Raw genomic sequence first — 26,763 nt, forward strand, 5'->3', positions numbered from 1 at the left:
AGAATATGCAAAGCAAAATACAATCTTATTTCCAATTATCCGAACAAACTCTTCAAAACGTCTGCTCAAGCAAACGTAACTGGACAAGCTTTCTTTCAACTATCGCACAGCTATACAAATACTCTTTCGATGAGCAACTGTTGATCTATGCCCAAAGGCCAGAGGCAACAGCCTGCGCGGATTTCAAGCTATGGAACGAAACCATGCACCGTTACATCCGGCGCGGTGCAAAGGGAATCGCACTAATTGACGCCTCTGGAGATAAACCCAAAATTCGGTATGTCTTTGACATTTCGGATACTATTAGCAGACACCATTCTCATCCTTTTCTGCTTTGGGGCTATCGCTCGGAACATGAGGAAATGGTCAGAGATTCTCTTATCCACGAATTTAAAATACCTGATAAAATCAATTTTACTGAATTCATAGAAAAAGTTGCAGGGCAAGTGGTGGAAGAATATTGGCAGGAATACCGGACGGATCTTCTCCAAATCATTGACGATAATGTCGAGGAAGGATATAATAGAGATCAATATAAGTCAAGCTTTCGAAATATAGCTGCTGCAAGCGTTTCTTATGTGATTTTATCTCGTTGCAGCTTAAATCCAGTTGACTATTTTGAAGGCAACGAAAACTGGAGTATTTTTGATTCTATTACGCCAGAGATTTCGACCGCACTTGGCACGGTATTAAGTAACGCCAGCGAAAAAATTCTTAGACAAATTGAAACTACAATTAAAGTATATGATCGCAATCTTATCTCTGAAAGGAGCGCTACACATGGAGAGCAATCTGAAATACAACCGGAACGGGGACTATCTGATTCCCAACTTGGCAATCACAGAGCCAGCAGAGAGCCTTGGCAAATACGGGAGAATGCGAAAGAATTACCTGAAAGAGCATCGTCCGGTGTTGTACAACAGTCTACTTCTGAGCGAGAAACTGTATCCGCACCTCTTGGAGATCGATCAAACAGCGACGGCGCGAATGGAACGTATGATGCCCGAACTGATGAAGTCAGAGGGCGTGACAGAGAGTATGAAAGCATCCAATCCGATGCGTTGGGTCGGACTGATGAACAACTTGAAGGCGCAAGCCGAGGAAACGATCCTGACGGAGCTTATTCACAGCTAAGTTTCTTCCCTACAGTACAAGAACAAATTCAAAGAATTGACGAAGCGGAGAGCAACCAGCTCTCCGCTTTTTCTATGTCTATTTACCCCTCTTCTCAGCACCACAACATTAGCCAAGCTGACATTGACTCTGTCCTCCAGGAATGGAACGGCGACATTAAGAGTAAGCATGCTGTTGTTCGTTATATGCAGGTACATCCCCACAACAAGGATGCCACTGCATTCTTACGCGCAGAGTTTGGCGATAACCTACCGGCTTTTCCGGTAACCATGGGCAATTCGATAACAGATCTATCCTGGGCAAAAGTAAAGCGACGCATAGCACAGTTAATTCAAGACGATCGTTTCTATACACAGGAAGAATATGATAATTACGATAGTATTGATCCGGTGGCTATTCGCGAGCGTCTGGCACAGTCCGGCATCGTAGACGGTAGGATCGTCGACGAAGAAAAGCTAAACCTTGATCCTTTTATTCGACAGGTAACCTCCGATGTGGAGCGAATTTCTCAGCAAAAACATGCTGAATTCCCCGATTTAAGCGGTCAGACGATCATTCGTAACGGAGATACAATTACCATCGGTGACACAGAAAGCGCCCATGAGATAGAAGTTACTATCCCAGATAAAGAATGGAAACTAATCGAGCAGAGTATCCCTAATTCGTCCTCAACCTGCAATCATCTGGTCCCAAATCAACAGACGACTGATCAGGTAGTAGGCCGCGATCTTATTGAGAAAAGTATTCCTCGAGATGATCGCGACGATGCTTTGATAACATCGGAGCAGGCCCCACTCAAAAACTTTAGAATCACTGACGATCATTTAGGCAATGGTGGTGCAAAGACCAAATATCGAAACAATCTCGCAGCTATTCGGACTCTTCGAGCTATTGAAGCTGAAGGCCGCGCAGCAACGTCAGAGGAACAGGAGATTCTCTCCCGTTATGTCGGCTGGGGCGGCATCCCGCAAGCCTTTGATAGTAATAACCCTAATTGGACAAAAGAGTTCATTGAACTTCACAATATACTTCATCGTGAAGAATATGAATCAGCAAGAGCTTCCACTCTAAATGCACACTATACCAGCCCCACCGTTATCAAGGCCATCTATGAAGCAGTAGGAAATATGGGCTTTGAAACCGGCAACATTCTGGAGCCAGCCTGCGGCGTAGGCAATTTTTTCGGCCTGCTTCCGGAAGAAATGGCAGCCTCTAATCTATACGGCGTTGAACTTGACAGTATCACAGGGCGAATTGCAAACCAGCTATACCCGGATGCGAATATTACTATTGCTGGTTTTGAAACCACTGATCGACGTGACTTTTTCGATCTCGCAGTGGGCAACGTACCGTTCGGCAACTATAAAGTGATTGACCGGGCATATGATAAACTTGGGTTTCCCATTCATGACTATTTCTTTGCAAAGACACTTGATCAGGTACGCCCTGGTGGCTTGATCGTTTTCATTACCAGTCATTATACGATGGACAAGAAATCCCCTGAGGTGCGGCGCTACATCGCTCAGCGTGCTGAACTGCTAGGTGCTATACGGCTCCCAAGCAGTGCATTTAAGGCCAACGCTGGTACGGAAGTCTCTACAGACATTCTTTTCCTGCAGAAGCGCAATCGTCCTCTCGATATTGACACAGACTGGATTCATTTGGGACTGACTCAGGATAACATCCCCGTTAACAGCTACTTTGCTGATCACCCTGAGATGGTATTGGGAACCATTAAATGGGATAACAAAATGTACGGCGACAAAAAGGAAACGACCTGCGAACCAATCCCAGACTCAAATTTAACGGAACAGCTTCATGTTGCCGTTTCTTATATCCAAGGAAAAATTACCGAAGCAGAATTACCGGAGCTTAGTGAGAGTACAGAAGCTGATGATTCCATACCGGCAAATCCTGACGTTAAAAACTATTCCTACACAATCGTAAAAGGCAATGTGTATTACCGAGAGAATAGCCTTATGGTTCGTCCTAATCTCAACGAGACGGCAAAAGAACGCATATGTGGGATGGTGGAGCTGCGCAACTGCGTGTATCAGCTCATAAATCTCCAATTGGATGAACACGCCACAGATGACGAGATCCTCAAAAAACAAGCCGAGTTAAACCAGCTCTATGATGCCTTCTACGCTCAACACGGTCTTATCAATGACCGGAGCAATCGCCTTGCGTTTTCAGACGATTCATCCTATTATCTCCTCTGCTCACTAGAGATACTGGACGATGACGGCCATCTGAAACGCAAGGCGGATATGTTCACCAAACGTACCATAAAGCAGCACACTGTCGTGACAAGTGTTGACACCGCCAGCGAAGCCCTTGCAGTTTCTATCGGTGAACGCGCGAAAGTAGATTTGCCTTTTATGGCGGAGCTATCAGGCAAGACTGAAGAGCAGGTTATTTCCGATCTCACCGGCGTAATCTTCAAAGATCCTGTTAAGGAGATCTGGCAAACATCTGATGAGTACCTATCCGGTAATGTCCGACAAAAGCTCCGGGAGGCTCACCGTGAGGCGGATCGTGATCCTGCGTTCAAAGTCAACGTAGAAGCATTGGAAAAAGCACAGCCCAGGAATTTAGACGCTTCAGAAATAGGAGTCAGGCTCGGCGCAACATGGATTGATAAAGCGTATATTCAGCAATTCATGGAGGAGACCTTCAATATACCTTTCTATTTGCGCAACAATATTCAGGTCAAATATGTAGAATATACCGCCGAATGGCGGATTACCAGCAAAACTCAGATTTCTCACAATGATGTAGCTGCCTACACCACCTACGGTACGGATAGGGCAAATGCCTATCGTATTTTGGAAGACAGCCTGAACCTGCGCGATGTCCGTATTTACGACACTGTAGAGGACGCCGACGGCAAGGAACGCCGTGTCCTCAATTCCAAGGAAACGACCCTCGCATCACAGAAACAACAGGCCATCCGGGATGCTTTCCGCGACTGGATCTGGAAAGACCCAGAACGTCGTCAAGCTCTTGTTTATCAATACAATGAGGTTATGAACAGCACACGCCCGCGTGAATACGACGGCAGCCACATTACCTTCTCCGGAATGAATCCAGAAATCACTTTGCGCAAACATCAGAAAAACGCCGTCGCCCATGTACTTTATGGCGGTAATACGATGCTTGCGCATGAAGTAGGTGCGGGCAAAACTTTTGAGATGGTAGCTGCATGTATGGAAAGCAAACGCCTCGGACTTTCGCAGAAGAGCATTTTTGTTGTTCCTAACCATCTGACGGAACAGTGGGCATCTGAGTTTCTTCGTCTGTATCCATCTGCAAATTTACTAGTGACAAAGAAAAAGGATTTTGAAACCCATAATCGCAAGAAGTTCTGTGCCCGCATCGTCACCGGCGATTACGATGCCGTAATTATCGGACACACCCAATTTGAAAAAATCCCAATCAGTCCGGAACGGCAGAAACAATTATTACAAGATCAGATTTTTGAGATCACCGAGGGAATTTCCGAGGTACAAGCAAGCGGCGGCGAACAATTTACAATTAAGCAATTAGAACGTACCCGCAAAGGACTGGAGGCGCGACTGCAAAAGCTGCAAGCCGACAATCGTAAGGACGATGTTATTTCCTTTGAGCAGCTCGGCTGTGATCGAATGTTTGTAGATGAGTCGGACAATTACAAAAACCTTTTTCTTTACACAAAAATGCGAAATGTCGCCGGGCTTTCCACTACAGATGCGCAGAAGTCATCGGATATGTTTTCCAAGTGCCGTTATATGGATGAGCTGACAGGAAACCGAGGTGTGATATTTGCTACCGGCACACCCATTAGCAATTCCATGACCGAACTTTATACCATTCATCGCTACTTACAGTACGATCGCTTGAAAGAATTGCACATGATGCACTTTGACTGCTGGGCCAGCCGATTTGGAGAAACCACCACCGCGTTGGAGCTAGCCCCTGAAGGTACAGGTTACCGTGCGCGAACACGCTTTGCTAAGTTTTTCAACCTTCCGGAGTTAATGAATCTCTTTAAGGAAGTTGCGGACATCAAAACCGCAGATCAGCTTAACCTTCCTACGCCAGAGGTTGAGTATCACACATTCGTATCCAGACCTACAGAACATCAGAAGGAGATAGTCCAAACGCTCTCTGAGCGAGCCACAGAGGTTCATTTTGGAAATGTTGATCCATCCATAGATAATATGCTGAAAATCACATCAGACGGACGCAAGCTGGGTCTCGACCAGCGAATCATCAACGATATGCTTCCGGATGAGCCAGAAACGAAAGTCAACAGCTGCGTAGACAACATCATTCACTTCTGGCGAGAAGGACAGGCCGACAAACTGACACAGCTTGTTTTCTGCGATATCTCTACGCCAAAGGCAACACCTGCGAAGCAATTAAGAGAGATAGCAAACACAAGTCAAGATAACCCGGAGCTACACGCTCTAGAAATTTCAATCCCTTTGCCCAAACCTGAACCAGCATTTAATGTTTATGATGACATCAAAAAGAAATTAGTTACAAAAAGTATTCCCATTGAGCAAATTGCATTTATTCACGATGCAAAGACCGACATTCAAAAAAAAGAGCTGTTTGGAAAAGTACGCAGCGGTCAGGTACGCATCCTGATCGGCAGCACTGCCAAAATGGGGGCCGGAACCAACGTGCAGGATCGCCTAATAGCCATACACGACCTTGACTGCCCGTGGCGACCGCGCGACCTCATACAGCGGCAGGGCCGCATAGTGAGGCAGGGTAATATGAATAAAAAAGTCCATATCTGCCGTTACGTCACCGAAGGAACATTTGATGCCTACCTTTGGCAAACCGTAGAAAATAAACAGAAATTCATATCACAAATTATGTCCAGCAAAAGCCCTGTACGTTCCTGTGAAGATGTAGATGAAGCAGCGTTGTCTTTCGCGGAGATTAAAGCCCTGTGCGCTGGAGACCCCCGCATTAAAGAACGTATGGATTTGGATGTGGAAGTTTCTCGGCTGAAGATCATGAAGGCCGATCACCAGAGCAAGCATTTCCGAATGGAGGATTATCTGCTGAAACACTTCCCCGAGCAAATCAAGCAAAACCAGGGCCTTATTCAAGGCCTGAAAGCGGATATGAACACTCTGACCGCACACCCACACCCCAAAGATAGTTTTGCAGGTATGGAGGTACAGGGCTGTGTAATGAGCGACAAAGAAAACGCTGGCAACGCACTGCTTGATATCTGCAAGGAAATCAAAGGGCGTGACCCGGTGCAGATTGGCAGCTATCGCGGATTTACAATGCTTCTTTCTTATGATGCTTTCGAAAATGCCTATACTTTAGTTCTGAAAGGTAATATAACACACCGTGCGGTACTGGGCAAGGACAGTCGAGGCAACATTATTCGCATTGATAATGTTCTTTCCGATATGCCTAAAAGATTACAAGAAGCCCAGTTGCAACTTGATAACCTCAATGCACAAGTTGAGGCAACACAGTTAGAGGTAGATAAACCATTTCCCCAAGAAGAAGCCTTACGAGCAAAGAGTGTACGACTTATTGAGCTTAATTCTTTACTTGCATTGGATACTCGGTCTAATACTGATAGCTATTTTTCGCCACAAAACAATTCGATACGTGAGGAAGCAAATCCATCTAATTTATCTTCACGGCTGAATCGTGCCGAAAAAGAAACGGCCTCTTCCACAATGATCTCTAAGCAACGAGAAACAGAACGTATATAATTCAAAATAATAATCAACCGGAAGGACTGAATGCCTTCCGGTTGATTTATTTTAAGGAGGAAATATATTATGAGCAATTTCTATTTGTGTAATTCTGCTGCGTTACAACTGAATCTATCTAAAATGGCATTTAAGGTATTCAGTTTCCTGTCTATGGGTGCAAATAATCAGACACGTTCTTGCTTTCATAGTAAAGGCACAATTGCAAAAGGCTGTGAGATAAGCCATTCCAGTGTTGTAAGGGCTACAAGAGAATTGTGCGATAAAGGGCTACTAGAGATTCAGCGCAGATTTCGACCAAATGGCAGGCAAACATCAAACCGTTACATATTTCTGGATAATCCTCAAACAACCATGGGCGCAGAAACCAGCTGTAACAGCGCAAATGCATCAGACGACAACTTTGATGCGAATACAGAAAAAGTGTCTTCTAAGGCTTCTGAGGGCAAACCTCGCCTGTTCCACTGCCCTTCATCTATCTTTAAAATCAACCTGTCCCCTGCGGAACTAAAAGTTTACAGCTTCCTACTATATCGTGCCGGCAAAGCAATGAAATGTAAACCCTCTAAAAAAATCATAGCTACTTCATGTAGTACCAGCTTATCTACCATCTCTCGCGCTATAAAGGCTTTAGAGAGAAAAGGTGTTTTAATTATTCACAAGCAAACGCGCCGTAATCTGTTTGGAAATAATGGAACCAGCGTGAATTTATATCACCTGAAAGCGCCTGTAAACGCTCGTGCCAAAGCCCCCTGCTCAAGCTCATTTAGAAGGGTTATTTGCGCCCTTTTATCTTCTTTGACACCCTCGCTGATGTCACAGATGACACCCCAAGGAACTAAGTACAGAATGAAGGTAACGTATACCCTAAGAAATAAAGAGATTAGCTCTCAGGTAGCTAAGAGGAATACAATACATAAACATTCACTTCGTGAAAGTCACAGAAGTCTAGCTGCAAAAAGGCTACGTGAAAAAAGCTCACAATATCCTAAAAGTCCGTCAGTCCGTCCTTCAGAACTACCATCAACGTGTGTGCATTTTCTTGCCAAGTGGTTGAATTCAATTCATAAAGGAAAAAAAAGAGAAAAGATTGGTAGGTAAAGGTCATAAAGAAAGCAAATCGCATATTCATTACGTCCTTCGCTAGTTTTGGAAATATTTAGAGAGGCAAAATACGAAAAAGACAGAAGATAGATACTTCTACCGTCTGTCTTTTCATGCTCATAATATTTCTTTCATTAGTTTTTATAATGAATTGGCTTGAATGCGGACTTTAAGCTGCTTTGTTTTGTTTTCAATTTCGCGTATGACGGCAATGAATTCCTCATCGCTTTTTCCTGTCGGATCGTCCAATCCCCAATCCTCCTTATGTTTACAGGGTAGATAGGGACACTCGACATTACATCCCATCGTAACAACGAGATCAATCGGTGGAAGTTCTGAAAGAAGCTTTGAATGTTGAGTCTTTTCCATGTCGATTCCGTAAAGCTGCTTTATCAGGCGAACCGCATCCTGATTGATTTGCGGTTTTGTCTCTGTTCCCGCCGAATAACTTTCAAAAACATCATCGGCAAGATGTTTGCCCAACGCTTCTGCAATTTGGCTACGGCAAGAATTGTGGACACAGATAAATGCGACTTTTACCATTTTTACCTCCTTAAAGCGTTAGCAGGCGATCATCCTTTATTTCCTCGGCGCTCCACGCAATCAGCGCAAATTTGCCGTTAGCATGTTCATCAATACGATTGAGCCATTCTACTTCATTTGCCGCTTTTGCCGCCAGCATAGGATTGGTAGTGTTCGTACCGTAAAGGGATTGATTAACCACCCACCATTTTGCGGCAATCCCCGCCCGCTTTAAATCGTCCTCCAAACGCAACGCCTCATAAAAGGGGGTCGCTTCAGGGAGGGTTACAATGATAACCTCGGTTTCATCGGATTTCAGCCGGGGTAACAAACTCTTAACCGATTCGGGTATTTCCCCCTTGGTGCGTTCGATTTCGTGGTTGTAGCTCTGCGTAGATTCCAGTAAAAGGAGAGTGTGACCCGTGGGTGCGGTGTCTATTACCACTACTTGATCGTCAGCCTTTTCCACCACCTCCGCAAAGGCACGGAACACGGCGATTTCCTGTGTGCAGGGAGAACGCAGATCCTCCTCCACATAAGCAATATCCCCATCGCTCATACCTGAAGCATGGGCTTTGGCAAGCACCTCGGATTGATACTTTTTCAGTTCTTCAGCCTCGTCAATGTGGCTCATAGAAACACCGCTTGCTTCATCCAGCACAAATTTAAGGTGCGCTGCTGGATCAGTGGTAGTAAGGTGGACTTTTTTTCCGCGCTTTGCAAGGCCCAGCGCAACAGCAGCGGCAACGGTTGTTTTGCCTACACCGCCCTTTCCCATTGTGAAAATAACACGCTTGTCGTCTGCCGCCAGTTCGTCTATCACGTTGTTTAGAGAGGGTACGTGGATTGCGTTTAACTTTTCCGTGTGTACTGTTACGTGGTCAGTATTTAACAAGGCGCGCACATTGGAAAGCCCAGTGACATTATAGGCCCGCAGGGGAACCATGTGAAGTGGAAGCGTCTGTAAGCCTTCGGGAATCGCAGCAAGAGCAGTCTGTTGCTTTTCGTACAGACTGGAGGATAAGGTGTCATTGTGTTCCGTCAGTACGCCGTTGACAACCAGCATTTGATTATCAACGCCCAACGCAGAAAGCTCGCCGGAGGCCCGTTCTGCCTCCTTGAACGGCGCAGTTTCGGGACGAGTTACAAGAACTAGAGTAGTCAGGTTTTCGTCTGCCAGCGTTTCCACGGCCTGCTTGTAAATCGCTTTCTTGCTGTCTAGGCCGGAAAGCTGGCCCAGGCAGGATGCACCGTGTGTGCTTTCGCTGATGAAATCGCTCCATGCGGACGGAAGCTGAAGCATCCGCAGGGTGTGTCCCGTAGGGGCCGTGTCGAAAATAATATGATCGTATTCCTGCTGTACCTTACCGTCTGTAATAAAACCGGAAAACTCATTGAACGCCGCAATCTCTACGGTACAAGAGCCGGAAAGCTGTTCTTCCATATTGGCAATAACAGACTCAGGCAGTTTACCGCGATAAGGGCCGATTACGCTATCTCGATATTCGGCGGCCGCCTGTATTGGGTCAAGATTCGCCACAACCAAATTGGGAACATCAGGAATTGGTGTTCCTTTGTTTGTCAGTTTCATCGAAAATACATCTTGCAAGTTAGACGCCGGGTCGGTACTTATCAGCAATACCCGCTTTCCGCTGTCCGCAATCGATACGGCGGTGGCACAGGCGATGCTGGTTTTACCAACACCGCCCTTCCCGGTAAAAAAGAGGTACTTTGTCAAAGGAATCATCAAGGGATCAAAAAGTTCCATCAGCAGCAGCCTCCCTTGCAATCGCAGCCGCCAGACTTCTTCCTGGTGATTTTCACTTTTGTAGACTTACTCTGTTTTGCCAACATACCTTCAGGAAGATCTAGCAGCTTCATAAATTCTTCGTTGGTAGGGTATCTGCCTGTTATCACAATTTCGCCATCTACGACTATAACTGGCAATTCATCCACACCGTTAATGTTAATGAACTCGTTCACCGCTTTGTTGTTTATAAACTCCTGGGGCGAATTGGAGAGATTATACCGCTCAATTTCGATGCCCTTTTTCTTGAGTGTGTTCAGGATAGTCGAAATCCTGAGAAGTTCAGGGTCGACACCCACTCCGCAGAGACCTGTTGAGCAGCACATGGCTGGCTCGTAAATAAACATTTTTTTCATAATAAATCGCTCCTTATTTAATAGATTAGTTAAAAATGGTTACTTGTTACTGTTGGTTTCTTTTGAAATTCCACTCTTGTTGAAATACTTTTTCTTGAAAAGAAGAGCTACATTTACAAGAGAAATCATGACCGGCACTTCAATCAGCGGGCCAATAACTGCAGCAAACGCTTGGTCGGATGAAATACCGAAAACAGCCACCGCGACTGCAATGGCAAGTTCAAAATTATTACTTGCAGCTGTAAAGGAAAGTGTGATGGTTTGCTCATAGTTGACTCCCTGCTTGTAGGACATATAAAAGCTTACCAGAAACATAATCGCAAAATATAGTAAAAGGGGAATCGCTATCCTTACAACATGAAGCGGCAAGGCAACAATAAACTGTCCTTTTAATACAAACATGACGACGATCGTATACAGCAGTGCTATTAAAGCAAGCGGTGAAATCTTTGGAATAAATACTTTTTCATACCAGTCTTCGTTTTTAACCTTTAATAAAATAAATCTTGTTAAAAAACCTGCCGCAAAAGGAATACCGAGGTATGTTAAAACACTCTTTGCCACATCCCAAATTGAAATATTGATGATCTGGCCTCCCCACGACAATCCCAACCATTTTGGCAGGATGGTAACAAATAAATAGATGTACACGGAATATAGCAGAATCTGAAATATCGAATTCAGAGCTACCAAAGCAGCACAATACTCGTTATCACCTTTTGCAAGCGTGTTCCAGACAATAACCATTGCGATGCAACGAGCAAGACCAATGATAATCAGACCTATTGCATAATTTGGCATATCAGGCAACAACAAGACGGCAAGGATAAACATCAATATAGGGCCAACGATCCAGTTTTGAATCAGGGAAAGTGCAAGCACTTTCTTATTCTTCGCAACCCGGCCGATTTTTTCGAACTTTATTTTAGCTAGTGGAGGATACATCATGACAATTAAGCCGATTGCGATTGGCCAAGATATTGTGCCGGTACTCATGCCCTCCAAAGTTTTTGCAATGCCGGGAAATAAGAATCCGACTAAAATCCCGACTCCCATTGCAAGGAAAATCCATAGTGTAAGAAATCGATCAAGAAAAGATAATTTTGCTTCGCCTTCTATATTCATTTATAACCCCTCCTAAAAGTGATCATTACCATTTTTTCTCCTTTAATGTGGTTTTTTATTGCAATCGCACAGTCCCTGCACTTTACATTTTTGATATGCTTCATAGTCCGTGGAATAGGTTTCAAGCTCTTTGAGCTTGTGTTTTAAATATTCCCACAGCTCTTTATTTTCCTGAATAAAACCTTTGCTTATTCTGTAATACGTCCATTGTGCATCTTTATAGCTCTCCAGAATTCCGCACTTTTTTAATGCTGTCAAATGACGAGAAGCATTCGATTGTGTCATTCTTAAGCACGATTCTATCTCACAGACACACAGTTCATCCTCTAAAATTATCGATAGAATCCGTAACCTGCTTTCTTCAGACAATGCCTTAAAAATATCTATCATTATTTCATCTCCTCAAATATGCAAATGAAATAAGTATTTATATTATTTGCATACGTTATAATTATTGATCCAATTTTGCTTCAACTGTTTTCAATCTTTCATTAATGCTTTTTAACTCTTTCATAATATCTCTCAACAAAATATCTTTTCTTTTTTCTTCTTCCAGTCTTTCCTGCTCGATACGCATTGAAATCCCATAATAATCACTAACATAATCTGCCACTGTTATCCCTCCTTCCTTCGAAAATCAATTTGCTAATTATTTAAGTAATATATCTTCAAAATTCACAACTCTTATATTTTTATATGCGCATATACGCATATTATGCTTAAAAAAACTATCTGTTACTGCACTCGTTATTCTTTGTGTGTGTTTTTATATTGTTTATGACCGCCGGATAGATTGAATACTTTTTTATAACCTTTCCCTATCAAAATATTCTGTGCAGCATTGCCTGTAACACCTTTATTGCAATAGGTAACTGCAATCGCGTCCGGGTCAAGTTCATCGGCTGCATCCCTGAGTTTGGAATGGGGAATACTCTGTGCATTGTCAATGTGTCCCTTGTCATATTGCCCTGCCACACGTGCATCAATCAGGTTATATGTTTCTCCTGATTCCATTAATGCATCCAGTTCCTTTGCAGTTATCAGTGGACGGCCACCCTGAATGGCATTGTCCAGTATCATTCCGGTATACATCACAGGATCTTTTGTGGTAGAGAAAGGAGGCGCATAAGCAAGATCAAGATGGAACAAATCTTTTACCTGTGCCTTAAAAGTTATAGCCGTTGCAAATATATCGATACGTTTATCAACCCCAGTAGAACCGATAATCTGCACACCTAAAAGTCTGCCGCTGTTCTTATCAGCGATTCCCTTGATTACCATTTCCTTGCCGCCCATATATTCCGGTTTATCCGGTTTGATATTATGGCATACAACAACTTCATACCCCTGTTCCGTTGCTTCCCGTTCGGAGAGCCCTGTCTGGGCAACCGTTAAATCAAAGATTTTAAATATACCAGTACCAAGCACTCCGCGGAATTCAAGTCTGCCTCCAGTGACGCTGTCACCGGCAATCCGGCCGGTCTTGTTGGCAGTGGACCCAAGTGGCCGATATACTGGTTTTCCTGTTACAACATGAAATTGCTCGATACAGTCACCACAGGCATAGATATCCTTCTGGCTGGTTTCCATTCTGGTGTTCACCCGGATTGCGCCGGAAACACCAAGCCCAATTCCGGCTGTTGCCGCCAACTCCGTGTTGGGACGCACTCCGGTGGATACAAGAACTATATCAGCTTTGATTTCTTTTCCGTCTGATAAAATTACGCTTTTGGCTGTGATTTCAGCAATTGAAACGCTGGTCAACACAGAAACGCCATTCTTTGCAATGTGATTCTGAACATAAATGGCCATATCGGCATCCAGTCCCGGCGTGACCTGCGGCAATCTCTCCAGCAGGGTTACTTCTATGCCAAGCCCCTTGAGATTCTCACAAACCTCAAGACCGATAAAGCCTGTGCCGATGATGGCTGCTGACTGTGGTCGATTCGTGTCAATAAAGGCTTTTATGTGATTCATATCATTAATGTTGCGCAAGGTGAAAACATGTCGGCTGTCCGCGCCCTTTATTGGTGGAATGGTCGCCCTGGCTCCAGTGGCTATCACAAGTTTGTCGTAATGATCGTTGAATATATCCTCGGTAATAAGGTTTTTAATTGTTATGGTCTTAACATCTGGTGAGATGGAAAGAACCTCGTGTCGGGTATGGATATCCACATTGTATTTGCTCTTAAAGAAAGCGGGAGAGCGCGGGGTCAGTTGATCTGCACTTTCAATCTCGTCACCGATATAGTAAGGCATACCGCAACCGGAATAAGAGATAAAACTATCTTTTTCATAAATTACTATTTCCGCATCCTCGTTGTTTCTTTTTGCTTTGGCGGCAGCGGAAGTTCCTGCAGCAACCGCTCCGATTATAACAATTCGCATAAAAATCCTCCTTTTTACAGTAATTTTTCACCACTAAAGAACACCTCGAAATTGTGTAGCAATGTATATTTGGGGGCGAGTTCTTCAGTCGAATTACCTCCGTATACTTCTTTTAGAATTCCGTTTACAATAAGCTCTTGGGGAGGCGCGGTATATTCAACGCCGTTGTAAACCCACACACGGCAGTCCACAGCATCACCGCAGAGGTCTCCACAGTCCTCGCAGACGGATTCCCGCAGCTCCACGGCAATGTCGTTTCCGTTTACACGTATGGTAGGCGAGCTGATAAATTGATATTGGATCGCAAGCTCCTTCGTTGTGGTGTTCACTTTATTTAGCTTGATCTCATACCCTGCTGCGTTCAGTACAACGTCAACACTGGAAACCGGAAACCGCTCTGTCCAGAGCCTTTTCCGTATCTTGACACCTACCACAAATCGTTGTATCCAGATACAAGAAATCAATATTAATCGTCTTTTTCGGCTGGGGCTGCCCACAGCAATTTTCAGAGGAACAACCGCATTTACTCATTTTCAGCACACGCCTTACAACGATTTTCATTTTCCCTGCAAATACAATTTTTCTTATCAGATGTAATATTACAGAAAAATCGTTTTGTTTTATTTATGGTCTCTGCATCCAACGAGTAATACGTCCATTTTCCTTCTTCTCTTCCTTTGACAATCCCGCACTCACAAAGTAGCTTCATATGATGAGATAGAGTGGATTGAGACATATCAAACTTCTCTAATATTTCGCATGCGCAAAGCTCACCACAAGAGAGCATATCTACAATCATAGCTCTTTTGGGATCACCAAGTGCCTTAAATACTTTTGTATATTCCAGATATTTTTCCATGTTGACACCTCAAATTCATTATCTTCGATATGAACATTATATGCACCAAATCGAAAAGTGTCAATATATAATTTAAATAAATGACAAGAGCAAAACTTAGTATTCAAAAAAAACAAGAAGCTTCCGTAAATATCACAAATAATTCACGGGAGCTTCTTGTTTTAGTTCAAAAGGAATATCTTCATTCCTTTATTTCGGAAATACAGCCTAAAAACTCTTCCTAAAAGCGGAAGCACTTCCGCTTTTACCTTTGCGGGCAGTCATTTTTTCGTTCCGCTTCGTTTGCCTCATGGAGTTGGGTGGCTTTTGCCTGAGCCTTTTCAAAACGCTCCGCCATAGTTCCCGATTCAATGGGCTGCTCTTCCACCAAATTCAGCTGCTGTAGGTATTGTGTGTAGACAGACTCCAGCCTGTCAAAATCACAGCAATTCTTTTTTAAAAGAGCATCCGACCCGTCTTTGACGGTTTGGTATATGTACAGAGCCTTTTTCACAATCTTATGGGAATTTTTATTGCAAAAATCAAGTTCTTCCATGAGAAGTCTTTTATACCGATACTCTTCCTTGGAAAAGTCCTTTACTCTTACCAGTTGATCCGGAATCGGAAACATGAAGGAAAGTCTGACGCTGCTAATAATTTTTCCCGAAGCACTTTTAATCAGGATATTTGTCTTTTGCTGCTTTGTAAAAGAGGAAACTGGTGCAAAATATTTCATCCCATTTATATCAAAAAGCACACCACAGACAAACTTATCATTTGTATCATAGGAAATGTTCGGGATTTTCCCCTCATGCTTTTGTAGAAACTTGACGTATTCTTTGTCAACTTCATAAAACTTAAACTTGCTCATACACCCTCCAATACGAAAAGAAAGGTACGGTCAAGTTTCCTCAACCGTACCTTTCCCATTAAAAGTCACTCTTTACGGTGGTGAAACACCTTGCATAAACGAGCCACACTTAACGGCGGTGGAACACCTTGCATAAACGAGCCACGTTTAACGGCGGTGGGACGCCCTGTAAGAGGTAGAATACTACCCTATATTATTATAATACTCATTCCGTGAAAATATGTCAAGCTGTCCAGATGTTTAAAAAGCGGAAGTGCTTCCGCTTTATCACCCGATAGCTTACATCAAATATTAATAACGAATAGTATTACCCGATGATATTCATGGAAGATATATAAGGAGGAACTGAAATAATGCACATTACTCTAAACGAATGGTTGGACACTTGGATTGAAGCCTATATAAAAAACAGCAAATCAGAAAATACATATCGCTGCTATAAGGATTCAATCCGCAGAATCAGAGAGGCCAAAGCTCCATTTTTAGATAATGACATGAGGGATATTACCGAAATTGAGATGCAGGCGTTCATTAACTTTCTTGGGAAAAAGTATTCAAAATCAACGCTGAATCATGCTCGTGTGGTATTCGATCAAGCATTTGCAACTGCAATAGTAAACAGCTATTGTGAAAGAAATCCAATTCATAAACTTACACTGCCTATTGATGCAGATGAAAAAGAGATTCGCGCACTCACTTTGCAAGAACAGGAAATAGTGGAAGAAATTGCAAAAACTGATCCTTTAGGTCATATAGTGTTGTTTTTTCTAAATACCGGCCTTCGTATGCAGGAGCTATGCAATTTACAATGGGACGATTATAATAAAAAGGCTAACTATATTATCGTTCGAAAAAGTAAAACAAAAGCAGGAATTCGCCTTGTGCCTCTCATCGAAGAAGCTAAACAAATACTGGACGCCCAGCCACACTATAATAGATTTATTTTTAATAACACTCGCAAACAACCGATCACAGAAAACGCATTGAAAAAGCTGTATCTTAGACTACGCACAAAAACAGGAATAGACTTTATCACCAATCATGTATATAGACACAGCTTCGCTACGAGGTTAGTTGAGAAAGGCTGCGAATACAAGGCTCTCTCTTCCCTTATGGGACACACTGATGTCAGCTTTACATTACGTCGATATGCTACATCAAATATTGATTTTCTCCGTCAGCAGATTAACCTGCTTCATAAATAAACTATCCAATATACAAAAACTATCCAATATACAATTTATTTAGTATTAGCCCTTAATTTAGAATATACCTCTTTCAGTACTTTTGCATGCTTATGTCCCAGATCAGAAGTTTGAGAATAATGTTCTATCATATCACTAAGATTATGAGCAGCTTTTAACGGACGATTTCTACGTTCAATATATCCGTTCTCAATATAGTAATTACTGGTTACAAAGGCCCTTTCATGGGTCAGTAAAAACTCCATGATTTGCAGCAACTTCTTAATATTCCTAGTGACCATTTTAAAACAGTCCGCGGTAAAAGCATAATTATTGATTAAAGAATTATGCAAAGCCTTTGTTAATTCAGGATCAATTTCACATGAATAACCATCAAAAACAGCTTCAAATACTTCTTGATCGTTAATATCTACAGGAACAAAATCCTTTATTATAAAAGGCTTCTCAAATACTACTCTTGTGTATACAACTTTCTTCCCAACGGATGTGGCCGCCCTTTGCAGAGCTGTCCAACTGACCGGATATTGTTGTGCAAGCACTCCATAAAAATCGAAGTGGCCATCCTCTTTTGCCGCTTTAGAAAGCTCTTCAAAATTCAAAGCATTAAAGTATGATATTGCTTTCCCGGTAATTTCCTTAACTTGACCGTCACTTAGTGACGAAGATAATCCTGCTTGTCCGAAATTATCACTCTGTGCTGTCTCAAGTGGGCTGTTCCGAATAGTTGCAACGACAAAGCACTTGATGTCCAATTTTCCGGCTGGCTCATAAAACAGTCCCTCTTCATATCCGAGTAAAAGAAGAGCTTTTCGAAAAGATATATCTGACCAATGTTGAATACAGGAATAAATTTGAGTTTTAATTGTATTAATGATTTGCTTGGTGAAATTACTTGAAACTCCGTATTCGTTTAACATAACGGTCAATATGTTATAAAGATAATGTTCTATTGCCTCAACTGCCATAATTGTCATCCTTTCGAACTAATACGACAATTATGGCATAAAAACAGATGAACTTCAACTTAAAACCTGAATGTCCGTTGATATGTACTTGTACCTTCTCGAATGTATACAGCTGCCCCGAAGACAGGTATAGGATTCTCATCAAGTTGAACAATATCTTTTTTACCTAATTCAATCTGTTTTTTCTCGGTAACAGAAAATAAGCGAATAAAAGGGAGATCAATAGAAAAGAACGTCATGAAAGGCTCAAAATGTTTCGATAGAATTATGTCAAAGTCCCCTCGCTTTGCATCTTGCAGCATATCGGAAATCACTGGGTCATTTAAATTTATTCGGTCTGAACCAATATAAAGATAAGAGGTAAACACTGCGATCCCGTGTATATTAGCATAGCGTTCTAACAGATTCTGCTGATGTTGTAATTCTTGTTCCACATTTTCTCTCGAACACAGCTGATTGATATAACAAAATAGCGCCGCCCTGTATTTGTCCATTTCTACACACCCTGACTATTTGTAATCTATTCATTTTATGCTGATAGGTATGAAAATATAGCAGCAACTTTTAAGGCATCTCATAACCGCTATTGTTATAGCGAATTATAGATAAAGCCTCCATGATAGATATATAAAGATACTCTTAATGGCGCAAAATCACAGAAACTTTGATTCCGACGCTTTTGGGTAGACTTCCAGCGGATCTGATTTTTAGTTACCATCTGTTTTCGTCTTAAAATTGGTATAAAAGCGGAAGTACTTCCGCTTTTATACCAATTGATGTGAATGATAGCATATTATTGCCGATATATTGATTGGGAGGGCTAAAAATGGATATGGACTATTATGAAATACTTGGCATTAACAAAAATGCTACACAACAAGAAATTAAAAGAGCTTATCGATCTTTGGCCAAAAAATATCATCCTGATTTAAACGATGCACAAAATGCAAATGCTTTTTTTAGGCTCATTCAAGATGCCTACGAAAATCTAAGTGACACGGAATCAAGAAGTCAATATGACATTGCGCAAAGGAGCCAATCACCATTCAATTCTCAATCAGATATTAAAACTAGTACTGTGAATGAAAAAAAAAATGAAAAAACACCTACAAATCAAACTTGGCTTACAAAAGTTTTAAAAATACTAATAAGATTGCTTCTATTACCATTTTATCCTATTGTAAAGCTGCTATTTCTATTGCTAGTAATGTTATTAGGTATAACAAACTTTTTATCAAAAGTTATAGTAGCACTATCAGCAATAAACTTATCCCTATTTTTCTATATGGTAATCTGGCAAAAAGAAATTGTTAATTTGATTAGCAATGATATTTTTCATAAAGAGATTAACATGATAATTATATTGGGAATTGGCATAGGAATTTCTGTAATAATTGCATTATTAGGATGCACTTTACCGACTGTTTGTGAATGGAGTTCAGATAAGCTGAGTGATTTACATAAGAATATTGAAAAGCTCATATTTCCAAACCGAATTTATCTATAAAAACAATGTTAGTTGAAGCGCAGAGAACACTTCTTGCTTCCGTAATTAAAAAAATTAATGAATGTTGGTAATATTTAAAAGAGATAAAAGCGGAAGCACTTCCGCTTTTATCTCTTTTAATAAATCTAGTTTTTCGGTAGCTATTTAGTGAAAGTAAAAATATATTCTTGCAAATTTCCAAATGCTGGTATATAATCGCTATGTGGATAAAAAAAGACATCCACAGGTGACCAACTGCTACCAACAGTTAGCCACCATGCGCCATAAGGGTTTCAAGGACCGCTTATGACTTGTGAATGCCGTTTGTGCGCTGCTATTCTAGCACGCATAATGGATACATGTCAAGGTCTGTACCCTTTCTTGAGCGTTGAGGGTGCAGACTTTCTTTTTTCAAGTTTTTGTTTCGCACTCTTTTTGAGGTACAAGCTATAGAAGCCTGCGGAGGCTGCCGATCTGGGTCTGCTACGTTAGAGTCAAACCAATCGGAATTATAGTTCGTTCTCAGAGTACCTTGACAATACTAATAAGCCAAGACCAACATTTGAACTAGCACTTCAAATGCTCGTGTCAACTTATTGAAATAGCTTGCGGGAATGGATACAAAAATTATATCAGTACGGCCTTGGCCTACCTCTGATTTTTGAAATACGTGGAGGAACACATTCGCACAAAAGCTGGTGTGCCACAGGAACGGGTTCCTATAAGGTAAGCATTCTACAAGATCCACTGCTGTGAAGTAGAGGATTCATCGTAGAATTATATCCTTAAAATCTTTGAGAATATAATTCTACGATGAATAAAGAAATTTTATCATACGCTTATGTATTTATTATGTCTAAATATATAAGCATATGATAACAAGGGCATTGCTGCCTTTGTTATCTGCTTTGGTGGAGGAGGGTGGATTCGAACCACCGAAACGTAACGTAACAGATTTACAGTCTGCCCCCTTTGGCCACTCGGGAACTCCTCCATATTTACTTTTATCTCAAACAGTTCGCGGTACTTGTCCGGTTCAGCCGAACGCCGAAGCGTGGAGCTGGTGGACGGATTCGAACCCCCGACCTGCTGATTACAAATCAGCTGCTCTACCAACTGAGCTACACCAGCGTTTCAGAAATTGAACGCTTGAATAATATATCACTTTTAAATTATTTTGTCAACACATTTCCCCTCAAAAGTTACTATTTTTCGGAGAAAGGTTCCTCCCCAGTGTCTATACGTGGCTACATCATCTACCAGAAGGCGTGCGGCCTCCAGCTTTACGTGCATTTCGGCAACCATCTCCTGTACGGAATACAGAGCGGCAATGGGCTTGCCAAATGCGCTATGTCTGAGAAGCACTGGGGCGGGGGCCCACACCGATTACGCCGTTCTCACCATGAAACATCAGGTGCACGCTCTCCGGCAAATAGTTGGATGCCTGCGTGGGCATTTCAAAGCCAAGGTTTACAAGCTGGCCGTCTTTTAACTTTGCACCCGCTTGGGGGATGGGGGCAAGCGCCTCATCCTACTCATCACTTTGTTTCCAAGCTTAGACACAATAAGTCCCTCCTTTTTTAAATATGTCACATCGTAATATTGTTTTGATACGAATGTTCCTATCAAGCCTATTGATGTGGGACAGTGTCCGCAGGACACTACGGGAAACAAAAAAGGAGGCCCCGAACCGGGCCCCCTGAAAAAATGCAATGGAATTCTTATTTAATTTGGTATTTATTGAGCTTTCGATAGAACGCGGAACGGGAAATTCCAAGTTCTGCCGCTGCATGAATACGATTTGAGGGGATATTGGCAATTGATACAGACTGCTTTCATGCCAACTCTTTTCACAAGATATTTTATTATGAATTCATTACTCGATCGATATACAATTCATATGACATGACAAAAATCCGGAACACCATCGCGTATATACAAACGATCAAGATAGCCAAATCAGAATTGCAGCCAAGTGACCACATAAACAAGAGCAAGGACAAAGGCAGTGCGCTATTTATACCTGATTACAAAATAGTGATTGGTATTATTATATCGGACAATTATGATTGAAATCAACAAACATATGGGCAAAGAAAACCCTATGATTGCCCGCCAACAGCGCCCCATTTTACGAAACCAAAGAGAGGCTCTAATGTCAACACTGAATAACACGACAGCATCTACTTAAAAAACATATCAACTCTGGCTTTTATATTGGATTATTTACTATAAATTTACATCAGGGTTATCCGCAAGCCACATTTTTAGTGTGCGGCAGAAGGAATTCGGGATGATTGGTAATCACAGCTGAAATCCCATAAGAAATCAGGCGCTGTGCCGCGTCTTTGTCATCGACCGTCCATGCAAAGATTCCCACATCGAACTGCATCAGTTCCTCTATGTTTTCTGCGGTAAGGAACAAATACTGTGGGTTCAGGTCATCCGCGCCGCAGCGCCGCACATATTCACCCGCACCAACCAGCCAGTCGCTGGTTAAAAGGCCGCAGCGTACCTTCGGCAGCAATTGTTTACACAGGTACATGGACTGATGATTGAACGAAGAAAACTGAACACGATCTTCCAAACGATGAGATAGAACAAGATCAATGACCTTTTCTTCCATCCCTTCATAACGGAAAATACCGTTTTTCAACTCAATGTCCGTCAGGATCTCTTTCCCCTTGATAAAATTGCAATACTCCTCTAAAGTTGGAATTCGACATACTCCCTGCTGTGCGTCAAAGCCGGATCCGGCATCAAAGGTTTGAAGCTCCGCACAGGTGTAATCCTTTACAAAGCCCCGCCGCCCTGTGGTGCGGAACAGGGTTTCGTCGTGAATCACCATGGGGATGCCGTCGCTGCTCAGCTGAACATCCAGCTCGATGCCGTCGCAGCCCAGCTTGACTGCGTTTTGAAATGCCAGCATGGTATTTTCGGGGTATTGTGAACTCAGGCCCCGGTGGGCAATGATTTTCGTCGTCACAATGAATTCTTCCTTTCTTGGCACGCCTAACTGAAGAGAACTGCGTAAGGCAGACGGCTGCCCTGCCGGTTGACTTCTGACAGGCGGATTGATACAATAAAATAAATACAAATTGGAAATTAACGTGTGTTTCAGATGCGGCTTTGCCGGAAGGATTTTATGAAAATCTATTTTTCAGAATTATGCTTGCTGGGTAACAATGTATTCTCAAACGTGGATCAAATGATTGCAGCAGGGGCAGACGGAATTGAACTGATGATGGACGGCCCGGGCTGGGACAGATTTGACGTGCGGATGGATGAATTCGCGCGGGAGCTGCATTCCAGAAAGGCAGTGTATTCTGTTCATACGCCGGTGTGGGACATCAACCTGACGAGTGAAAACCATTTTGTTCGACAGGCGGCAATTCAGTCACTGCAATATTCCATTGAACTATCCGCAAAACTGGGCGCTGAACACGTTGTGGTTCATCCGGGTTTTTGCATGAGCAGCTGTTTTGACAAAGAGACCGCAAAGGAACGGGCCCGCGAAGCGCTCTGGGAACTGCTCGATTTTAACAAAGACTACGGAATGAAGCTGCTGGTAGAAAACGTTGGCGACAAAAACACATCTTTGTTCACACAGGAGGAATATGCCGCATTTCTGGACGAGTTTCCCCCGGAAGCGGGATATCTGGTGGATGTTGGTCATGCGTGTTTGAACGGATGGGATATTCCCGCGCTGCTTTTTGCGGTAAAGGATCGCCTGCTTGCCGTTCATCTGCACGATAACGACGGAATCAGCGACCAGCACCTGCCCATGCATCAGGGAGTCATTCCGTGGGAACCGGTTTTTTCTGTTTTGCAATCGGCCCGACCAGACCTGCACCTTGTTCTGGAATATCGAAACGGTACGCCGCTGCCGCAGCTGGCACAGGATGCCGCCGCGCTGGGCAACCTGGTTTCGCCGCGCGGCGAAACCGTTTCTGACTTATAAAACGGTATCCTGCTGAAAAATCAGCTGCTGCCGCTGCGCGTCCAAAAAAGCCGGAACACCGATCGGCAGAATCGCATTCCTGTCCCCATGGCCAAAATCATCGCAAAAAATGGTAGGCAGCGCATGGCATGCGGCGAACCGCTGCAGCAGCGCAATCAAATCCGGATTTTGCGGTTCGGAATAATGCCCGAACAACAGGCCGGTCACCTGCTGAAAAAATTGGCTTTGCTCGATATGCGCCAAATACCTTGCCACAGCGGCTGGCTGATGAAAGCGAATGTGGTCTTCCAAAAACAGAAGGTAGTGTTTGTCGGGAGAGATCGGCAAATATGCTCCATCCGTCAGCAAGGCGAAATTTTCCAGGTATCCGCCGATCAGGATTCCTTCTGCCTGACCGTTCCATATGGTTTTCCAAGGCCCGCCCTCGAGAAAGGGGCGGGCCTTTCCCATAAAGAACATCTCTTCAAAGCATTTGCGGTTATAAGAGGTCAGGGCGTGGAAGGTACCCGGTGAAGCGCCGTAATAGGTAATCAGGCCCGTTTTCGCGTAAATGGGGTTCAGCAGGGTGGTGCTGTCGCTGTAACTGCAAATGATTTTTGCGTTTTGCCGGATTAGATCATAGGGCATCAGCGGCAGCAGCTCATGACACACTTCGCCTCCACCGAACAAAATCATCTGAATATCAGCTCTGCACAGCATTGTCTGAAAATCGTCCGCACGTTCCTGCGCACTGGCAGCATATCCCCAGGTGGTGCGAAACAGAGAAGGGGCGAATTCTGTTTTCAGCCCCAAAGTCTCGAGCCCGCGGCAGGTCTTTTGAATCCACTCTTCTCCTGCGACACCCGCAGGGGAAATCAGTCCGACGGTGTCCCCGGTTTGTAATCGTTTCGGCAGCACAGCACAGCATCCTTTCTACTGTTCATTTATTCTGATTCCACGTTCGTTTCTCGTGAATTCTATTTTTTCAATGAAATCAATTCACCGTAAAACAAAGGGAGAAGCTTGCCCAGCTCCTCCCTTATTGTGTGCTTTCGTGCTTTATTTCAGGAGTTCATCGCACTTTTTCTTTGCTTCATCCAAAGTGGACTGAATGTCTGCGTCTGTCGTCATGATTTTATCCATCGCATCCAGATACTGGTGGGTGATTCCTTCTTCATATCCTTTTGCCATGGGCCGGCCGCTGGCATACTGAAGCTGATCAAACGCCACCTTCATCTGGGGAGTTTTCTGATACAGCTTTTCCAGTGTACTGTTATTGGCAAGGCTTTTGCGGGTTGGCAGATAGCCGGTTGTAATATGAGAAGCCAAGGCGGAATCGGGGCTGGTCATAAATTGGATGAATTCTTCCGCCGCTTCTTTTTCTGCTCCCTGCAGACGGCTTGTCATAACCAGATTGGCGCCGCCGGTGGGAACCTTGTTCTGTGTTTTTTTCGGAATAAAGGCTGTGCCGATTTCATAGCCCTTTTCTTTTGCAATCTGCAGCGTGTTAGCCAACCCACCGGTGGAGCCGCACCACATCGCAATTTTTTGGTTCACGCTGTCTGTATCCAAAGAATCCGCACCGTTCGCACCGCTGTAATATTTAAAGTTGCCGTCCTTAATGCCGGAACGGAAGAACTGCTGCATTTCTACTCCCTGAGGCGAATTGAAGGTGAATTCGGTCTGCTTGTCATTCGTCGTATCTCCGCCGTTACTGCGGATAAAGGCCTCGGAATACCATTCGTCCGAAACAAAGCCGTATCCCTTAGCGCCGATTTTTTCCATCGCCTTCGACATAGACATCAGATCATCCCAGGTGACGGGCCCTTTTTCAGGATCAAGTCCGGCTTTTTGAAACATGGTCTTATTATAATAAAGGATTGGGGTGCTTCTTAAGTACGGAATGGCATACAGCTTACCGTCTACATAGCTGTTTTCCATGAGGCCGGGGTAGAAATCGTCAATATCACTTTGCGTAATCGTTCCATCGAGCGGCTGGAGAATACCGTCTTTTGCAAACTGTACAGTGGAGCCGATTTCCATGACCGCCACCGCGGGCTCTACCTTACCCACAAAGGCACTTTGCAGCTTGGCATTCATGTCGCTGTAGCTTCCTTGAAATTCGGCGGTAACATGAATCCCTTTCTCTTTTCCGATGGTGTCATTGAACTTCTGAGTCAGATCTTTGTTGTTTTTTGCAACCATATCCTGGTAGCAATACCAGTATTTCAGCTCAATCGTGCCGGTAGAACCGGTACTGTTGGCCGCAGCGGAGGGAGCTGCGGTGGAGGCACAACCGGCAAGCGGCGCTGCCAGCATTAAAAGAGCTGCCGCAAGGGCGCCGAATTTACTTTGTCTTTTCATAATGAATTCTCCTTTTTCACATCGGGTATGATACGGTTCTTATGGCAATCCGCTTTGCCGGGCGTTTGGCGAAGCAGCAATTGTTTTTGCGTAGGGGTGTGTCTCATTTATCCCCCATGTAGGTAAAGGCCTTGATGATATGCTTGTGTGCAAACAGGTAGATCACAATAATCGGAATGGAAATCAGCACGTTGCCCGCCATCAGCAGGTGATACGGTGTGCCGCTCTCCGCGTTGGTCATCGTAACGATACCCATCGGCAGTGTGCGCACGGTATCGTTCGTTGTTAAAACCAGCGGCCAAAAGTAATCGTTCCATTTGCCGATAAAGGTGAGCAGGGCCAGTGTTACAAGAACCGGGCGGGACAGTGGAAGGAAAATTTTCCATATGATTTTCAATTCACTGGCCTTATCCAGCCGGGCTGCCTCCAGCAGCTCTTTGGGAACCTGATTGAACCTTTGCCGCAGCAGGAAGATACCAAATGCGCTCCCGGCAAACGGCAGAATCAGCGAGGCGTAGGTATTAATCATGTTAAACTGTGAGAATAGGATGAAAAGCGGCATGAAAACCAGCTGTGCCGGAATCATCATCGTAATCAGCGTGAGCCCAAACAAAAGCGGCTTCCCCTTAAAATCATACTGAGAAAAGGCATAAGCTGCCGGTATTGTGGTAAACATTTGCAAAACGACCACGGCGATGGTGGTGATGCAGGAATTTATGAGATAGTGCCCAAACGGAATCACCTCTATGACGTGCAAAAAGTTTTCCCACTGCGGGTTTGCCGGAAAGAGGGCGGGCGGAAAGGTCATGGTTTCGCCGAGCGTTTTAAAGGCGGTGGAAAGCATCCAGTAAAAAGGGAAGAAGAACACGAGAAGCAAAATGAGATTACAGATTGTTTTGCCTATGTTAGAAAAGATCTTCATT

The 26,763-nt window shown here is 43.5% G+C and carries 24 protein-coding genes and 2 tRNA genes; 5 read left to right on the top strand and 21 right to left on the bottom strand.

The genetic code is table 11. The annotated features are described in order from the left end of the window. Nucleotides 1-5 precede the first annotated feature (5 nt). Complete coding sequence (locus G340_RS0104595) at nt 6-6,869, top strand: SNF2-related protein (RefSeq protein ID WP_154653095.1); 6,864 nt, start codon at nt 6-8, stop codon at nt 6,867-6,869. Between the two features lie 69 nt (nt 6,870-6,938). After that, nucleotides 6,939-7,970, top strand: a complete 1,032-nt coding sequence (locus G340_RS17410; RefSeq protein ID WP_081626929.1) for a helix-turn-helix domain-containing protein — start codon at nt 6,939-6,941, stop codon at nt 7,968-7,970. A 144-nt stretch (nt 7,971-8,114) separates the two neighbouring features. Here the strand turns inward: G340_RS17410 and G340_RS0104605 are convergent, their stop codons facing one another. From G340_RS0104605 to G340_RS16395, 10 genes are all read right to left on the bottom strand, one after another. Further along, nucleotides 8,115-8,516 carry an arsenate reductase ArsC gene (locus G340_RS0104605; RefSeq protein ID WP_020072487.1) on the bottom strand — a complete coding sequence of 134 codons (402 nt, stop codon included), beginning with the start codon at nt 8,514-8,516 and terminating at the stop codon, nt 8,115-8,117. A 10-nt stretch (nt 8,517-8,526) separates the two neighbouring features. Then, nucleotides 8,527-10,263, bottom strand: a complete 1,737-nt coding sequence (gene arsA / locus G340_RS0104610) for an arsenical pump-driving ATPase (RefSeq protein ID WP_020072488.1) — start codon at nt 10,261-10,263, stop codon at nt 8,527-8,529. Beyond that, the gene (gene arsD, locus G340_RS0104615; protein WP_020072489.1) at nt 10,263-10,658 is read right to left on the bottom strand and encodes an arsenite efflux transporter metallochaperone ArsD; all 396 of its coding nucleotides are present in this window, start codon (nt 10,656-10,658) and stop codon (nt 10,263-10,265) included. The genes arsA and arsD overlap by 1 nt, the downstream gene beginning before the upstream one ends. A gap of 39 nt (nt 10,659-10,697) precedes the next feature. Beyond that, the gene (gene arsB, locus G340_RS0104620; protein ID WP_020072490.1) at nt 10,698-11,783 is read right to left on the bottom strand and encodes an ACR3 family arsenite efflux transporter; all 1,086 of its coding nucleotides are present in this window, start codon (nt 11,781-11,783) and stop codon (nt 10,698-10,700) included. A 42-nt stretch (nt 11,784-11,825) separates the two neighbouring features. After that, complete coding sequence (locus tag G340_RS0104625) at nt 11,826-12,173, bottom strand: ArsR/SmtB family transcription factor (RefSeq protein ID WP_020072491.1); 348 nt, start codon at nt 12,171-12,173, stop codon at nt 11,826-11,828. Between the two features lie 61 nt (nt 12,174-12,234). Then, nucleotides 12,235-12,396 carry a hypothetical protein gene (locus G340_RS17805; RefSeq protein ID WP_020072492.1) on the bottom strand — a complete coding sequence of 54 codons (162 nt, stop codon included), beginning with the start codon at nt 12,394-12,396 and terminating at the stop codon, nt 12,235-12,237. A gap of 134 nt (nt 12,397-12,530) precedes the next feature. Then, nucleotides 12,531-14,171, bottom strand: a complete 1,641-nt coding sequence (locus G340_RS0104635) for an FAD-dependent oxidoreductase (RefSeq protein WP_020072493.1) — start codon at nt 14,169-14,171, stop codon at nt 12,531-12,533. Between the two features lie 14 nt (nt 14,172-14,185). After that, nucleotides 14,186-14,605: a DUF2703 domain-containing protein gene (locus G340_RS17065; protein ID WP_326522320.1), complete on the bottom strand. Its 420-nt coding sequence runs from the start codon at nt 14,603-14,605 to the stop codon at nt 14,186-14,188. Nucleotides 14,606-14,694: 89 nt separating this feature from the next. Then, complete coding sequence (locus G340_RS17415; protein ID WP_081626930.1) at nt 14,695-15,030, bottom strand: ArsR/SmtB family transcription factor; 336 nt, start codon at nt 15,028-15,030, stop codon at nt 14,695-14,697. Nucleotides 15,031-15,274: 244 nt separating this feature from the next. After that, the gene (locus G340_RS16395; protein WP_020072494.1) at nt 15,275-15,880 is read right to left on the bottom strand and encodes a type III toxin-antitoxin system ToxN/AbiQ family toxin; all 606 of its coding nucleotides are present in this window, start codon (nt 15,878-15,880) and stop codon (nt 15,275-15,277) included. 353 nt (nt 15,881-16,233) lie between these two features. Between G340_RS16395 and G340_RS0104650 the strand changes: the two genes are divergently transcribed. After that, nucleotides 16,234-17,085, top strand: a complete 852-nt coding sequence (locus tag G340_RS0104650; protein ID WP_020072495.1) for a tyrosine-type recombinase/integrase — start codon at nt 16,234-16,236, stop codon at nt 17,083-17,085. Nucleotides 17,086-17,120: 35 nt separating this feature from the next. Here the strand turns inward: G340_RS0104650 and G340_RS0104655 are convergent, their stop codons facing one another. Next, on the bottom strand, nt 17,121-18,050 hold the full coding sequence (locus G340_RS0104655; RefSeq protein ID WP_020072496.1) for a hypothetical protein: 930 nt from the start codon (nt 18,048-18,050) through the stop codon (nt 17,121-17,123). A 59-nt stretch (nt 18,051-18,109) separates the two neighbouring features. Further along, nucleotides 18,110-18,544: a recombinase family protein gene (locus G340_RS0104660; protein ID WP_020072497.1), complete on the bottom strand. Its 435-nt coding sequence runs from the start codon at nt 18,542-18,544 to the stop codon at nt 18,110-18,112. 332 nt (nt 18,545-18,876) lie between these two features. On the opposite strand from G340_RS0104660, the gene G340_RS17210 reads away from it, so the two are divergent. Continuing rightward, nucleotides 18,877-19,557: a J domain-containing protein gene (locus tag G340_RS17210; protein WP_020072498.1), complete on the top strand. Its 681-nt coding sequence runs from the start codon at nt 18,877-18,879 to the stop codon at nt 19,555-19,557. Nucleotides 19,558-20,445: 888 nt separating this feature from the next. Here G340_RS17210 and G340_RS0104670 read toward each other — a convergent pair. From G340_RS0104670 to G340_RS16405, 6 genes are all read right to left on the bottom strand, one after another. Further along, nucleotides 20,446-20,530: transfer RNA gene (locus G340_RS0104670), tRNA-Tyr, on the bottom strand. 61 nt (nt 20,531-20,591) lie between these two features. Continuing rightward, nucleotides 20,592-20,667 (bottom strand) — tRNA-Thr (locus tag G340_RS0104675). Between the two features lie 36 nt (nt 20,668-20,703). Then, nucleotides 20,704-20,919 carry an acyl-CoA dehydrogenase family protein gene (locus G340_RS17420; protein ID WP_081626931.1) on the bottom strand — a complete coding sequence of 72 codons (216 nt, stop codon included), beginning with the start codon at nt 20,917-20,919 and terminating at the stop codon, nt 20,704-20,706. Beyond that, entirely contained in the window at nt 20,885-21,049 is a 165-nt protein-coding gene (locus tag G340_RS18400) for a CoA-transferase (protein WP_326522334.1), read from the bottom strand. Before G340_RS18400 ends, G340_RS17420 begins: the two co-directional genes overlap by 35 nt. A 208-nt stretch (nt 21,050-21,257) precedes the next feature. Next, nucleotides 21,258-21,356 (bottom strand): helix-turn-helix domain-containing protein, encoded by a 99-nt coding sequence (locus G340_RS18570; RefSeq protein WP_081626937.1) that lies wholly within the window; start codon nt 21,354-21,356, stop codon nt 21,258-21,260. A gap of 428 nt (nt 21,357-21,784) precedes the next feature. Next, nucleotides 21,785-22,522: a glycerophosphodiester phosphodiesterase gene (locus tag G340_RS16405; protein WP_020072502.1), complete on the bottom strand. Its 738-nt coding sequence runs from the start codon at nt 22,520-22,522 to the stop codon at nt 21,785-21,787. 222 nt (nt 22,523-22,744) lie between these two features. Here G340_RS16405 and G340_RS16410 point away from each other — a divergent pair, with 222 nt between their 5' ends. Then, entirely contained in the window at nt 22,745-23,497 is a 753-nt protein-coding gene (locus G340_RS16410; RefSeq protein ID WP_177309644.1) for a sugar phosphate isomerase/epimerase family protein, read from the top strand. Here the strand turns inward: G340_RS16410 and G340_RS0104705 are convergent. The 3 genes from G340_RS0104705 to G340_RS0104715 all read right to left on the bottom strand — a co-directional run bounded on the left by G340_RS0104705 (nt 23,492) and on the right by G340_RS0104715 (nt 26,762). Next, nucleotides 23,492-24,394 carry a S66 peptidase family protein gene (locus G340_RS0104705; RefSeq protein ID WP_020072504.1) on the bottom strand — a complete coding sequence of 301 codons (903 nt, stop codon included), beginning with the start codon at nt 24,392-24,394 and terminating at the stop codon, nt 23,492-23,494. The two genes, G340_RS16410 and G340_RS0104705, sit on opposite strands and share 6 nt — an antisense overlap. A 141-nt stretch (nt 24,395-24,535) precedes the next feature. Continuing rightward, nucleotides 24,536-25,840 carry an ABC transporter substrate-binding protein gene (locus G340_RS0104710; RefSeq protein WP_020072505.1) on the bottom strand — a complete coding sequence of 435 codons (1,305 nt, stop codon included), beginning with the start codon at nt 25,838-25,840 and terminating at the stop codon, nt 24,536-24,538. 103 nt (nt 25,841-25,943) lie between these two features. Then, nucleotides 25,944-26,762 carry a carbohydrate ABC transporter permease gene (locus tag G340_RS0104715; protein ID WP_020072506.1) on the bottom strand — a complete coding sequence of 273 codons (819 nt, stop codon included), beginning with the start codon at nt 26,760-26,762 and terminating at the stop codon, nt 25,944-25,946. Nucleotide 26,763 lies beyond the last annotated feature (1 nt).

Origin of the sequence: Faecalispora sporosphaeroides DSM 1294, from assembly GCA_000383295.1 — a bacterium.
GTDB lineage: Bacteria > Bacillota > Clostridia > Oscillospirales > Acutalibacteraceae > Faecalispora > Faecalispora sporosphaeroides.

Bases quoted from the DNA above. Each gene is read 5' to 3' on its own strand.
- arsB (WP_020072490.1), bottom strand. From the start codon at position 11,783: ATGAATATAGAAGGCGAAGCAAAATTATCTTTTCTTGATCGATTTCTT.
- G340_RS0104655 (WP_020072496.1), bottom strand. From the start codon at position 18,050: ATGGCAGTTGAGGCAATAGAACATTATCTTTATAACATATTGACCGTT.
- G340_RS0104660 (WP_020072497.1), bottom strand. From the start codon at position 18,544: ATGGACAAATACAGGGCGGCGCTATTTTGTTATATCAATCAGCTGTGT.
- G340_RS0104605 (WP_020072487.1), bottom strand. From the start codon at position 8,516: ATGGTAAAAGTCGCATTTATCTGTGTCCACAATTCTTGCCGTAGCCAA.
- G340_RS0104595 (WP_154653095.1), top strand. From the start codon at position 6: ATGCAAAGCAAAATACAATCTTATTTCCAATTATCCGAACAAACTCTT.
- G340_RS0104650 (WP_020072495.1), top strand. From the start codon at position 16,234: ATGCACATTACTCTAAACGAATGGTTGGACACTTGGATTGAAGCCTAT.
- G340_RS17410 (WP_081626929.1), top strand. From the start codon at position 6,939: ATGAGCAATTTCTATTTGTGTAATTCTGCTGCGTTACAACTGAATCTA.
- G340_RS0104710 (WP_020072505.1), bottom strand. From the start codon at position 25,840: ATGAAAAGACAAAGTAAATTCGGCGCCCTTGCGGCAGCTCTTTTAATG.
- arsA (WP_020072488.1), bottom strand. From the start codon at position 10,263: ATGGAACTTTTTGATCCCTTGATGATTCCTTTGACAAAGTACCTCTTT.
- G340_RS17210 (WP_020072498.1), top strand. From the start codon at position 18,877: ATGGATATGGACTATTATGAAATACTTGGCATTAACAAAAATGCTACA.
- arsD (WP_020072489.1), bottom strand. From the start codon at position 10,658: ATGAAAAAAATGTTTATTTACGAGCCAGCCATGTGCTGCTCAACAGGT.
- G340_RS16395 (WP_020072494.1), bottom strand. From the start codon at position 15,880: ATGAGCAAGTTTAAGTTTTATGAAGTTGACAAAGAATACGTCAAGTTT.
- G340_RS17415 (WP_081626930.1), bottom strand. From the start codon at position 15,030: ATGGAAAAATATCTGGAATATACAAAAGTATTTAAGGCACTTGGTGAT.
- G340_RS0104715 (WP_020072506.1), bottom strand. From the start codon at position 26,762: ATGAAGATCTTTTCTAACATAGGCAAAACAATCTGTAATCTCATTTTG.
- G340_RS0104625 (WP_020072491.1), bottom strand. From the start codon at position 12,173: ATGATAGATATTTTTAAGGCATTGTCTGAAGAAAGCAGGTTACGGATT.
- G340_RS0104635 (WP_020072493.1), bottom strand. From the start codon at position 14,171: ATGCGAATTGTTATAATCGGAGCGGTTGCTGCAGGAACTTCCGCTGCC.
- G340_RS16410 (WP_177309644.1), top strand. From the start codon at position 22,745: ATGATTGCAGCAGGGGCAGACGGAATTGAACTGATGATGGACGGCCCG.